Here is a 12,323-nt window from a genome sequence, read left to right on the forward strand (position 1 = left end):
ATGGTTCGATTCATTGCAGCCCTGACAGCGCTGGCGGCTCTGCTGGGCCCTTGCGGTCTTGCGGGGCAGAGTCACGCCCAGGCCCCGATAGAGGGCGAGCTCAACCTCATCACCCCCGTGTCGAAGTTCATCCACGACGCGGCGCTCAAGGCCTTCGCCGACTACGCGAAGGAGAAGTGGAACGTCACGGTCAAGGTCAGCGCCATCCCGGCCGGGACGCCCGTCGCCTACGGACGCATCACGGAGTGGAAGGGCAAGCCGGAGGTGGACATCTTCTGGGGCGGCGAGTCGGCGCTGTTCGAGAAGCTCGCGGAGCAGAAGCTCCTCCAGAAGGTCGAGATCTCCAAGGCGGCGTGGGACTCCATCCCCGCCTCCATCGGCAAGCCCAAGCCGATCCCGCTCAAGGACAAGGACGGCTACTGGGTCGGCACCGCGCTCGAGCCGTACGGGCTCGTGTACAACCCCAAGCGCATCCAGCGGCTGGGGGCGCCGGAGCCGAAGGAGTGGGACGACCTGCTGAACCCGAAGCTCAAGGGCGAGGTCGCCCAATGCGCGCCGACGCGCTCGTCCTCGTCCAACGCGACGTACGAGGTGATGCTCTCGCTCTACGGCGAGGACAAGGGCTGGGAGTGGCTGGCGCGCCTGGCCGCCAACACGGGACACTTCACGGCGCGCAGCCGTGACGTGCCGACCGTCGTCGCCAAGGGCGAGTTCGCCGCGGGCTTCGCGGTGCCCTCCTACATGGCCTTCGAGGAGAAGCTGGCTGGCTTCGACATCAAGTTCGTCGCGCCCAAGTACGCCTTCGTGACACCCGAGCCGATGGCCATCCTGGCCGGCGCGCGCAACCCCAAGGCGGCGCGGGCCTTCATCGAGTTCCTCCTGACCGAGCGCGGCCAGAGGGTCTTCATGGAGCGCGGGCTCTTCCCGATCACGCCCAAGTTCAAGGTCCAGGGCGCGCCCGGCTCGACGGCGGAGCTGGCCGTGGAGTTCACGGGCGGCGTGCGCTCGTACTTCGACCGCGAGGTCGCCAATGTCTACGACGAGGCCGTCGCCGCCAAGCGCTCCGACGCGCTCAAGGTGCGCTTCCGCAGCGACATCGAGACCAAGTGGGAGGACCTGAAGAAGAAGTAGGCCGTGGAGATCACGATCCGCGAGGTCGTCAAGCGGTTCGGCGCCGTCACGGCGGTGGATCGGGCCGACCTCACCGTGCGTGACGGCGAGCTGTTCACGCTCCTGGGCCCCTCGGGCTGCGGCAAGACGACGCTGTTGAGGCTCCTGGCCGGCTTCTACCAGCCCGACGCGGGCGAGATCCGCTTCGGCGATCGCGTGGTGAGCGGCCTGCCCCCCTACGAGCGGAACATCGGCATGGTGTTCCAGAACTACGCGCTCTGGCCCCACATGACGGTCGCGGCCAACGTCGCCTACGGCCTCAAGCTGCGGAAGCTCGGGTCGGCCGAGGTGGCGGCGCGGCTCCACGAAGGGCTGCGCAAGGTCAACCTCACGGGCTTGGAGTCGCGCTATCCGGGGCAGCTCTCGGGCGGTCAGCAGCAGCGCGTGGCCCTGGCCCGGGCGCTCGTGCTCAACCCGGACATCCTGCTGCTCGACGAGCCGCTCTCGAACCTCGACGCGAAGATCCGCGTCCAGGTGCGCGCCGAGATCCGCAAGCTCCAGCAGGAGCTCGGCATCACGACCATCTACGTCACCCACGACCAGGAGGAGGCGCTGTCGCTCTCCGACCGCGTGGCGGTGATGAAGGACGGCCGCGTGCTCCAGGTCGGCGCGCCGAAGGAGCTCTACGAGCGTCCGCGTACGCGCTTCGTCGCGGATTTCGTCGGCACCAACAACCTCGTGCCCGGGCGGGTCAGCGAGCGCGCCGGCGGCGAGCTGGTCGTGGACACCGCGCTCGGCCGGCTCCGCGCCGTCCCGAGCGGACCCGTCGGCGACCGGTGCGTGCTCGCGATCCGCCCCGAGAATGTCGCCATCGGCGCGGCCGCGGCGAACGGCGGCAACGTGGTGCGCGGCCGGGTGAGCTTCGTCGCCTACCTCGGCAACGCCCTCCGGTATGACGTCGAGGCCCAGGGCGGCCAGGTCCTCAAGGCCGACATCCGCGACCCGTGGCACCACGAGCCGCTGCCGATCGGTCGAGAGATCGTTGTCAGCTTTCCCGCCTCCGTGACCCTGGCCGTCGCCGACGATGCCTAGGTCCCGCGCGAAGGGAGCCCTCGGAGTCGGGCTCATCTGGCTGTTCCTCGCGCTGTTCCTCGTCTACCCGCTGGCGCGCATTTTTTACGACGCGGTCACCGACGAGGCGGGGCGGCTGACCCTCGCCAACTTTGCCGGCTTCTTCACCGACAGCTTCTACCTGCGCGCGCTCTGGAAGTCGCTCGTCCTCGGTGTCGCGACCGTCGCGGCGTCTTCCGTGATCGGGATCGCGGTCGCGTTCCTCCTGGTGCGCTACGACTTTCGGGGCCGGGGCCTCTTCAGCTACCTGACCCTGATCCCCATCATCTCGCCGCCGCTCGTGGGGACGCTCGGCTTCACGTTCATCCTGGGGCGGGCGGGCTCGGTCAACGTGCTGCTGATGGACCTCTTCGACATGCTCACGCCCATCAACTTCCTGTACGGCATCCACGGCGTCGTGCTGGTGGAGACCCTCCACCTCTTCCCGATGATCACGCTCAACGTGGTGGACGCCCTCGGCAAGATCGACCCCGCGCTCGAGGAGGCGGCCGAGAGCGTCGGGGCGCGCGGCTGGACGAAATTCCGGACGATCACCCTGCCGCTGACCACGCCGGGCTACGTCGCGGGCGCGCTCCTCGTCTTCATCTGGACCTTTTCCGATTTCGCCACGCCGCTCATCCTGGGGGTCCAGGATCTCCTCGCGCCCCAGGCCTATCTCAACATCGTCCAGTTCGTGGACCGGCGGATCTTCCGGATGGGCATCGTCATCTCGGCGCTGATGGTGTTCTTGGCCGTCGTCTTTCTCTTGGTCGCCCGCCGCTGGGTCGGGCTCAAGGACTACTCGTCCCTGTCCTACTCGACCATTGCGCGCCGCCGTCTTTCCCCGCCGCGCCAGGCCGCGGCCGTCGGGTTCCTCTCGATCCTGATGCTCCTGTCCTTTATCCCGTATGTCGGCGTCGCGCTCGCGGCCTTCAGCAGGGGGTGGTCGCTGACGCCGCTGCCGCTCTCCTACACGCTCCAGCACTTCGAGCGCGTCATCGTCGAGACCCCGAAGTACATCGTCAACAGCTTCCTCTACTCGGGGCTCGCGGTGGTGCTCTGCATCGCCGTCGGCGTGCCCATCGCCTGGATCCTCGGCCGCTCGACGATGCCGGGGCGCGGGGCGCTCGACTCGCTGAACACCTTGATCCTGGCGGTGCCGGGCACGGCGATCGGCATCGCCTACATCCGCGCCTTCCACTTCGACCTGCCGGGCTTCGACCGTGGCCTGACCTCCTACTGGATCGTCATGCCGCTGGTGCTGGCGGTGCGGCGCCTGCCGTACACGGTACGCGGTGCCTACTCCTCGCTGCAGCTCGTCCACCGCTCGATGGAGGAGGCGGCCGCGAGCGTGGGCGCCTCGGGCCTGCGCGTCTTTCGCGACGTGACGCTGCCGCTCATCTGGAAGGGCGTCGTCGTGGGCAGCCTCTTCTCCTTCATGACCTCGCTCCAGGAGGCCTCGGCCGTGCTCTTCCTGGCCCTCGGCGGCTGGGAGATGATCACCAACGGCATCTTCGCCTTCTACATCGCGGGCTCGTCGAGCGAGGCGGCCGCGCTCGGCGTCATCCTGATCGCCGTCGCCGCGCTTAGCGTCGTCATCATCAACCGTCTCGCGGCCGGGCGCATGGGCGGGGTGTTCGGCTAGGCTTCACGTGCTGTCGGATGGATGGCTTTGTGCGGAACCGACGGAGCCTGATGGGCTGTTTCACCCATGAAATAAGCGCTTTGCGCCGCCTTGTCTTCCCCAAAACGCTGTGATAGTGTTCCTATTCACATGGCGGGAGGCAGTGGAAAGCCGTCACCGGGACAGACCGCTCAGCTCGTCAGTCTCGGCACCATGCTCTTCGCGTGTGTCGCCGTCGGGCTCGGCATCGGGTATTTCGCGGATCGGTGGCTGGGGACGCAGCCGTGGCTCCTGCTGAGCGGGCTCGGGCTCGGCATCGCGGCCGCCGGCGTGAACTTCTACCGGACCATCAAGGCTTTGAACGGGATGGATCAATCTGATGGCAGCAGCTGACCTGACCTCGCGCGTGATGTGGGCGGGCGCCTGCACCGTCGCCGTGCTGAGCGGCGCGGCCTGGTGGTGGGCAGGGGTCCCGGCTGCGGCCGGAGTGGCGGGCGGCGGCGGCATCGCGCTGATCAACTTCCGCTGGCTCGCGAGGGACGTGGGACGCGCCGTCGCGCTCGTGGCCGAGGGGCGCGGCGGTCTCGCGCGCGTCGGACGCATCGGGCTGCGCCAGTTCGTCACGTTCGGAGGGCTCGGCCTGCTGGTCGCCCAGGGCTGGGTCCATCCTGCGGCCGTGGGACTGGGGCTGGCCGCCCTGCCGCCCGTCCTTTTCGTTCAGGGGCTGCTGCATTCCCGCCCGGAAGAGCCCCCAGCCGCGTCCAAGGACGCCTAGGCCCATGGAGCTCATCGAGCACCCGCCGATCTTCCGCATCCCCTCGATCCCGGACCAGGTCCTCTACATGTGGATCGTCATGGGGATCCTGCTCGTCGTGGCCGTCGTATCCACGCGCCGGCTCCAGATGGTGCCGCGCGGATCGCAGAATTTCATGGAGCTCGTGCTCGAGCAGTTCGTGAACGAGCTCGACGAGACCATCGGGCACGGCGGCCGCCGCTATCTTCCGCTCATCGCGACGCTCGGGCTGTTCATCCTGACGTCGAACCTGATGGGGCTCGTGCCCGGCCTGATCGCGCCGACCGCCAACCTCAACACCACGGCGGCCTGCGCGCTCATCGTGTTCTTCACGTACCACTGGATCGGCGTCAGGAAGCAGGGCCTGGTGCCCTACCTCAAGCACTTCGCGGGTCCCGTGCCCACGGCGCTCAAGCCGCTGATGTTCGTCATCGAGATCATCAGCCACTGCGCCCGGCCGCTGTCGCTCTCGCTCCGGCTCTTCGGGAACATGATGGCGGGCCACATCCTGCTCGCGATCTTCTTCTTCATGATGGGGCTGGACGGGATGCTGGGTTGGGCGCTCTCCGGCTCGCTGGGCGGGATCCTGATAGGGGCGCCGGCGGCGGCCATCCTGGTCGTCTTCGTGATCGGCTTTCTGTTCCCGCTCAAGATCCTCGTGGCGCTGATCCAGACCTTCATCTTCTGCAAGCTGGCCATGCTCTACATCGCCGCGGCCGTCGAGGAAACCGAACACCACTAGGCTGTAATCACCACGACAAGGAGGAGCGCCGTGCGACGCATTCTCACTATGACTCTGATGGCGGTTGTGACGGCCCCCGCGATGGCCTGGGCGGCCGAGGCCGGGGCGGGCGATTTCCCGAAGGCCTTCGCCTTCCTGGCCGCGGGGATCGGTTTCGGTCTGGCTGCGGGCCTCTGCGGACTGGGCCAGGGCCGCGCGGCCGGCTCGGCCGTGGATGCCATGGCGCGCCAGCCCGGCGCCATCGCCCGCATCCAGACCGCGATGCTGCTCGGCCTGGCCTTCATCGAGTCGTTGGTGCTGTTCGTCTTCGTCATCGCGGTCATCCTGCTGTTCGTGAAGTCGTAGCGACAGCCTGAGACTCGAGCGTCCCGGGCCCCGCTCCCGGGACGCCCGGAGCCGCGCCGCAATGGCCCGACGCTCGCCCTTCAAGATCCCCCGCATCCCGGAGATGACGGTGCGGAGGCTGTCCGTCTACACGCGCTGCCTCCAGCAGCTCGAGGAGGACGGCGTCAAGACGATCTCCTCCCAGGATCTGGCCGAGCGCTTCAGCCTGAACTCCGCGCAGGTCAGGAAGGACCTCGCCTACTTCGGCGAATTCGGCGTGCGCGGCATCGGCTACTACGTCTCGGGGCTCAAGGCGGAGCTGCAGCGCATCCTCGGCCTCGATCGCGAGTGGCAGGTGGCGCTCGTCGGCTTCGGCAACCTCGGCTCCGCGCTCTTCCACTACAAGGGCTTCGCGCGCCAGGGCTTCCGGATCGCAGCCATCTTCGACGACGACCCAGGCAAGATCGGGCAGACGGCCGACGGCGTGCCCATCCTACCGCTCCGCGATCTGCCCCGCGAGGCCAAGGCCCGCAACCTGCAGCTCGCGATCGTGGCCGTGCCCGCCGAGTCGGCGCAGCCCGTGACGGAGACCCTCGTCGAGGCAGGCATCAAGGCGATCCTCAATTTCGCCCCCGGCCGGATCCGCGCGCCGAAGGACGTCCGCTTCAAGAGCGTGGACCTCTCCATCGAGCTCGAAACCCTGAGCTTCTATCTGGCGCAGGGCCCGAGGGCCTGACGTCCAACCCAAGCCGCTCCCGCTGCATCGTGGTAGCGTAGATCCCGGTGTCACGCAGCAAGCGTTCATGAACGTCACGGCTTCGGAGTCGCTCCTGTCCCGGTGGGCCGCGCTTGGAGAGCTCGGGGCGGCCCTCGCCCGGGGAGTTCCTTGTCTCCAGGCCGATGGGCTCTGGGGCTCCGCCCGCGCCCTCGTGGCCGCCGCTCTCGTGAGCGAGACGGGACGGCCCGCGCTGCTGCTGGCACCCGGAATGCCGGAGCGGCACCGGATGGCCGAGGACGCGCGATTCTTCCTGGAGAGCCTCGAGGGCGCGGGCACCGCGCCCGTGCTGGAGTTCCCGCCCGCCGAGCGCGCCTCGTGGCGCGGCCGGCATCGGGACCACGCGGCCGAGCGCGCGCGGGCCTGCCACTATATGGCGAGCGGGCGCCCCGTCGTCGTGGTCGCGACGCCCTCCGCGCTCGCCGCCCCGCTGCTCCCGCCCGGTGAGTTCCGCGCGCGCACCTTCTCCCTGGAGGTCGGCGGCACGATCGAGCGCGGAACGCTCCTCGGCCGGCTCGAGGCCGCGGGCTACGAGCGCGTGGACACCGTGGTCGAGGTCGGGCAGTGGAGTCTCAGGGGCGGGATCGTGGACGTGTTCTCGCCCGCGCGCGAGCGGCCGGTGCGGGCCGAGTTCCTGGGCGACGAGGTCGAGTCGCTGCGTCTCTTCGACCCCACGACCCAGCGCTCGGTCGAGTCGCTCCGCGAGATCGTTGTCCTGCCGCTCGGGGCCGATCCGGGCTCGGCCGTCCTGCTCTCGGCCTGGCTTCCGCGCGACGCGCTGGTGATTCTCGACGACCCGGCGCTCCTCGAAGCGCCCCCTGAGGACGCGCCCTCGGCCGTGCCGCTCGCGGAGGCGCTGTCCGGCTTCCAGCGGCTCGAGCTGCCGCTGCTCCAGCGCGGAGCCGGGAGCGCGCCGCGCGTGGCCATGGGCGCGCGCTCGGTGGGCGGCTTCCAGGGCCGCTTCAAGGAGCTGGCCGGCGAGATCCGAGGCTGGCGGGCCGAGGGCTTTGCCGTGCGCCTCGTCGTGGACGACGAGCAGCAGGCCGTCCGTCTCCGGGGCATCCTGGCCGAGCACGACCTCGAGCCCTGGCCCGGGGCGTCCCTCTGGAGCGGCGAGGGGCTCGGTGTCATCGCGGGTGATTGCGCCGCCGGCTTCCAGCTGCCGGCGCTGGGTCTCGTCCTTCTCGCCGAGGAAGACATCTTCGGCGCGCGGCGCCGCCGGCTTCGCCGCCCGGTCTTCCAGCGGGGCCAGGCCATCGCGGCCTTCACCGACCTCAACCCCAACGACCTCGTGGTCCACGAGTCCCACGGCGTCGGCCGCTACCACGGGCTTCAGACCATGGCCGTGGACGGCCGCGAAGCCGACTTCCTCCTCCTCGAGTACGCCGAGGGCGGCCGGCTCTACCTGCCCGTCGAGCGGCTCGACCTCATCTCCAAGTACATGGGTGCGCCCTCGGGCGCGGCTCGGCTCGACCGCATGGGCGGCGGCGCCTGGCAGCGCATCAAGGAGTCGGTGCGCGCGGCCGTTCGCCAGATGGCCGAGCAGCTCCTCCGGCTCTACGCTGCCCGCTCCGTCGCCGAGCGGGCGCCCTTTTCCCCCGACACGCCCTGGCAGCGCGAGTTCGAGGCCGCCTTCCGCTTCGAGGAGACGCCCGACCAGCTGCGCGCCATCGAGGACGTCAAGGCCGACCTCGAGCGCCAGCGCCCCATGGACCGGCTCGTGGCGGGTGACGTGGGCTACGGCAAGACCGAAGTCGCGCTGCGCGCGGCCTTCAAGGCGGTGGCCGACGGCCGTCAGGTGGCTGTCCTCGTGCCGACCACCGTGCTCGCCCAGCAGCACTTCCATACCTTCAGCGACCGCTTCAGCGCGTTCCCGGCGCGCGTGGAGGTTCTCTCGCGCTTCCGCAGCCCGAAAGAGCAGAAGGCGGTCGTCGAGGGCCTGCGGACCGGCGCCGTGGACGTTGTCATCGGCACCCACCGGCTGCTCTCTAAGGACGTGCAATTTCGCAACTTGGGTCTCCTCGTGGTGGACGAGGAGCACCGCTTCGGCGTCACCCACAAGGAGCGTGTCAAGCAGCTGCGCGCGTCGGTGGACGCGCTGACGCTCACGGCCACGCCGATCCCGCGCACGCTGTACATGTCGCTGGCGGGCGTGCGGGACCTCTCGGTGATCGAGACGCCGCCGCTCGACCGACTGCCGGTGGAGACCGTGGTCACCGGCTTCAGCCGTGCCGTGATCAAGGAGGCGATCGAGCGGGAGCTTGGCCGCGGCGGACAGGTCTTCTTCGTCCACAACCGCGTCCAGTCGCTGCCGTCCATGACCGCCTTCATCCAGGCGCTCTGCCCCGAGGCGCGTGTGGTCATGGGGCACGGGCAGATGCGCGAGCGGGAGCTCGAGTCGGTGATGATCAAGTTCGTCGACGGGCAGGCCGACGTGCTGGTCTCGACGGCCATCGTCGAGTCGGGGCTCGACATCCCGGCGTCGAACACCATCATCATCAACCGCGCCGACCGCTTCGGCCTGGCCCAGCTCTACCAGCTGCGCGGACGCGTTGGACGGGAGCGCCAGCAGGCCTACGCGTACCTCTTGGTGCCCGCCGACGGCCGTCTCGACGAGACGGCGCAGCGGCGCCTGCGCGTCATCGAGGACATGACGGAGCTCGGCGCCGGCTTCCGGCTCGCCATGCGCGACCTGGAGATCCGCGGCTCCGGCAACCTACTCGGTGCCGAGCAGCACGGCCACATCGCGGCCGTGGGGTTCGATCTTTACACCAAGCTCCTGGCCGAGGCCGTGAGAGAATTGAAGGGCGAACCGGCCGGGACCACGGTGGATCCGGTCATCACGGTGGGCGTCGAGGCGCTCCTGCCTGACGCCTACGTTCCCGAGGTCAATCAGCGGCTCGCGATCTACCAGCGGTTGACGGACCTGGGCGGAGGCGGGGACGGGGACGGGGCGATCGTGGAGATGCGGGCCGAGCTCGCGGACCGCTTCGGCCCGCCGCCGCCGCCGGTGGAGGCGCTGCTCGACGTGGTCGGGCTTCGGGCGCTGGCCCGACGACTTCACGCCGAGCGCGTCGAGGCCGGCGGGGGCCGAGCGCTCGTGACCTTCGCCCCGTCGACGCCCGTAACGCCCGAGCGGATCCTGGCCGTCATCGGCCGGACCGCCGGCGGAGTGCGCATGCGGAAGGAGTTCATGTTGGAGGCAGCGATCCCTGCGGGTCCCTGGCCGGCGGTGCGCGACGCGCTCCGGGCCCTCCTGGAGTCTCTCGCGTGAGCGGTGCGGCGCGCCTCGTCCTGGCGGCCGCGGTCGTTTTCGCGCTGTCCGGCTGCTCCGCCCCCTCGTGGGTGCCGCTCGTGGGCAAGGCCAAGGCGCCCGAGCCCCCGCCGCCCCCGCCGCCTCCCCACGAGGTCCGCGCCCCGATCCTCTCGCGGCCCGCGCCGCCCACGGACGACGACTTGGTCGTGGACCGCGTCATCTGCGTCGTCAACAGCGACGCCGTCACGCTGTACGAGCTGGAGGAGGCAGAGGCCTATTCCGTCTACGAGACCAAGCAGGCGCCGTCGACGCCCGAGGAGCGCGCGGCGCTTCGCGAGAAGACGCTGGCCGGCATCATCGAGAAGCGCCTCCAGCTCCAGCAGGCCGAGCGCGAGAAGATCGTGGTCGACGACGCGGAGATGAAGGAGCAGCTCGACGAGATCCAGAAGCGGCTGGGCGCCAAGAACGAGGTCGAATTCGAACAGTTGGTCAAGGCCCAGGGGCTGACCCTGGACGGAGTCAAGAAGCGGCTCCGGGAGCAGCTGCTGGTGGAGCGCATCAAGCGCCGCAAGGTCAACCTCCGCATCTCGGTGACCGAGGAGGACATCGACCAGTACCTCAACGCCAACCGCGAGAAGCTCGAGACGGGCCTGTCTTTCGAGGCGCGGCACATCCTCTTCGTGCCGCCTGCGGGGGCGGGGGAGGACGGCTGGCAGGCGGCGAGGCGGCGCACGGAGGACGTCTACACGCGTGTCATGGGCGGGGAGGAGTTCGGCGAGCTGGCGCGGGAGTTCTCCGACGATACCGCGACCGCCAAAAATGGCGGCCGGCTCGGTGTGCTCAAGCGGGCCGAGCTGGCGCCCGACATCGAGAAGGCCATCCTGCGGCTCTCACCCGGGGAGCACTCGTCACCGTTCCGCTCCGAGGTCGGCTACCACCTGTTCGAGCTCGAGTCCAAGGAGACGCTGGCGGGCGAGCAGCTGACCCAGGCGCGCAACCAGATCCGCGACATCTTGTACAAGCAGAAGTACGACGTTCGGCTGAACGAGTGGCTGGTCGAGATCCGAGGCAAGGCCATTATCGAGATGCGCCTCTGACAGCCTGAAGCCCCCGAGAATTCGTTTGACATCTCCCGCGGGGCTGTGGGAGATTGATTCAAGTAGTCGAGTCCAGCACCCCGTACACATTCAACCCCCCGGAGATCGCCATCTCGCAGCGTAGTCCCAAACGGCCCTCGCCGAAGATGTCCGACGCCACCGATGAGGCTTCGTCCGAGCCCGGTGGGGTAGGAGGCAACAGGATGAACCTGTCCGAGCTGAAGGATAAAACCATCACCGAGCTGAACACGGTCGCCAAAGACCTAGGTGTCCAGGGCTTCAGCGGCCTCCGGAAGCAGGAGCTGATCTTCAAGATCCTGCAGGGCCAGGCGGAGCGGGACGGGCTCATCTTCGCCGAGGGCGTCCTCGAGGTCCTGCCCGACGGCTTCGGCTTCCTCCGCGCGCCGGACTACAACTACCTGCCGGGGCCCGACGACATCTACGTCTCGCCGTCGCAGATCCGCCGCTTCGACCTGCGCACGGGTGACACGATCTCGGGCCAGGTGCGGCCGCCGAAGGACACCGAGCGCTACTTCGCGCTGCTGAAGGTCGAGGCGATCAACTTCGAGACGCCCGAGCAGTCGCGCGACAAGACCATCTTCGACAATCTCACGCCGCTCTACCCGATGGAGCGGCTGAGGCTCGAGCACGAATCGGAGAACCTGACGACGCGGGTCATGGATCTGCTCTGCCCCATCGGCAAGGGGCAGCGCGGTCTCATTGTCGCGGCACCGCGCACGGGCAAGACGATGCTCCTGCAGAATCTCGCCAACGCCATCGCCAAGAACCACCCCGAGGTGTACCTGATCGTGCTGCTGATCGACGAGCGGCCCGAGGAGGTCACCGACATGCAGCGTTCGGTCAAGGGCGAGGTCATCTCCTCGACCTTCGACGAGCCGCCGCAGCGGCACGTGCAGGTGGCCGACATGGTCATCGAGAAGGCCAAACGCCTGGTCGAACACAAGAGAGATGTCGTCATCCTCCTGGACTCCATCACCCGCTTCGCCCGCGCCCACAACGCGGTCATCCCGTCGTCGGGCAAGGTGCTCTCGGGCGGCCTCGACGCCAACGCGCTGCAGCGGCCGCGGCGCTTCTTCGCCGCCGCGCGGAACATCGAGGAGGGTGGCTCGCTCACCATCATGGCGACGGCCCTCGTCGACACGGGCTCGCGGATGGACGACGTGATCTTCGAGGAGTTCAAGGGCACCGGCAACATGGAGGTGCACTTGGACCGGCGCCTCATGGACAAGCGGGTCTTCCCGACCATCAACATCGAGCAGACCGGCACCCGCAAGGAGGAGCTCCTCCTCGAGAAGGACGAGCTCCAGAAGGTCTGGCTGCTCCGCAAGGCGTTGACTCAGCTGAACCCGGTCGAGGCCATGGAGCTGCTCCTCGACAAAGTCAAGCTGACCAAGACCAACAAGGACTTCCTGAGCGCGATGAGCCAGATGGGGTAGGTCCCCCGCCCCTGGGGGGTCTATCAGGTGGAAGT

11 protein-coding genes are annotated in these 12,323 nt (G+C 68.8%); all 11 read left to right on the top strand.

Annotated features, from left to right (window positions below):
• A complete protein-coding gene (locus Q7W02_01060) occupies positions 1 to 1,131 on the top strand; it encodes an extracellular solute-binding protein (protein MDO8474779.1) in 1,131 nt (376 codons plus the stop codon).
• A 3-nt stretch (positions 1,132 to 1,134) separates the two neighbouring features.
• Positions 1,135 to 2,202 (top strand): ABC transporter ATP-binding protein, encoded by a 1,068-nt coding sequence (locus Q7W02_01065; protein ID MDO8474780.1) that lies wholly within the window; start codon positions 1,135 to 1,137, stop codon positions 2,200 to 2,202.
• Positions 2,195 to 3,865, top strand: coding sequence for an iron ABC transporter permease (locus tag Q7W02_01070; GenBank protein MDO8474781.1), 1,671 nt, complete (start codon positions 2,195 to 2,197; stop codon positions 3,863 to 3,865). The genes Q7W02_01065 and Q7W02_01070 overlap by 8 nt, the downstream gene beginning before the upstream one ends.
• A gap of 129 nt (positions 3,866 to 3,994) precedes the next feature.
• Complete coding sequence (locus Q7W02_01075; protein MDO8474782.1) at positions 3,995 to 4,237, top strand: AtpZ/AtpI family protein; 243 nt, start codon at positions 3,995 to 3,997, stop codon at positions 4,235 to 4,237.
• Complete coding sequence (locus tag Q7W02_01080) at positions 4,224 to 4,619, top strand: ATP synthase subunit I (protein ID MDO8474783.1); 396 nt, start codon at positions 4,224 to 4,226, stop codon at positions 4,617 to 4,619. Before Q7W02_01075 ends, Q7W02_01080 begins: the two co-directional genes overlap by 14 nt.
• A 4-nt stretch (positions 4,620 to 4,623) precedes the next feature.
• Positions 4,624 to 5,379 carry a F0F1 ATP synthase subunit A gene (gene atpB, locus Q7W02_01085; protein MDO8474784.1) on the top strand — a complete coding sequence of 252 codons (756 nt, stop codon included), beginning with the start codon at positions 4,624 to 4,626 and terminating at the stop codon, positions 5,377 to 5,379.
• Between the two features lie 57 nt (positions 5,380 to 5,436).
• Positions 5,437 to 5,724, top strand: coding sequence for an ATP synthase F0 subunit C (locus tag Q7W02_01090; GenBank protein ID MDO8474785.1), 288 nt, complete (start codon positions 5,437 to 5,439; stop codon positions 5,722 to 5,724).
• A 61-nt stretch (positions 5,725 to 5,785) separates the two neighbouring features.
• The gene (locus Q7W02_01095; protein ID MDO8474786.1) at positions 5,786 to 6,439 is read left to right on the top strand and encodes a redox-sensing transcriptional repressor Rex; all 654 of its coding nucleotides are present in this window, start codon (positions 5,786 to 5,788) and stop codon (positions 6,437 to 6,439) included.
• Between the two features lie 67 nt (positions 6,440 to 6,506).
• Positions 6,507 to 9,752: a transcription-repair coupling factor gene (mfd, locus tag Q7W02_01100; GenBank protein MDO8474787.1), complete on the top strand. Its 3,246-nt coding sequence runs from the start codon at positions 6,507 to 6,509 to the stop codon at positions 9,750 to 9,752.
• Positions 9,749 to 10,831: a peptidylprolyl isomerase gene (locus Q7W02_01105; protein MDO8474788.1), complete on the top strand. Its 1,083-nt coding sequence runs from the start codon at positions 9,749 to 9,751 to the stop codon at positions 10,829 to 10,831. Before mfd ends, Q7W02_01105 begins: the two co-directional genes overlap by 4 nt.
• A gap of 146 nt (positions 10,832 to 10,977) precedes the next feature.
• Positions 10,978 to 12,288: a transcription termination factor Rho gene (gene rho, locus Q7W02_01110; GenBank protein ID MDO8474789.1), complete on the top strand. Its 1,311-nt coding sequence runs from the start codon at positions 10,978 to 10,980 to the stop codon at positions 12,286 to 12,288.
• Positions 12,289 to 12,323 lie beyond the last annotated feature (35 nt).

This window comes from Candidatus Rokuibacteriota bacterium (assembly GCA_030647435.1).
In the GTDB taxonomy this organism is placed as follows: domain Bacteria; phylum Methylomirabilota; class Methylomirabilia; order Rokubacteriales; family CSP1-6; genus AR37.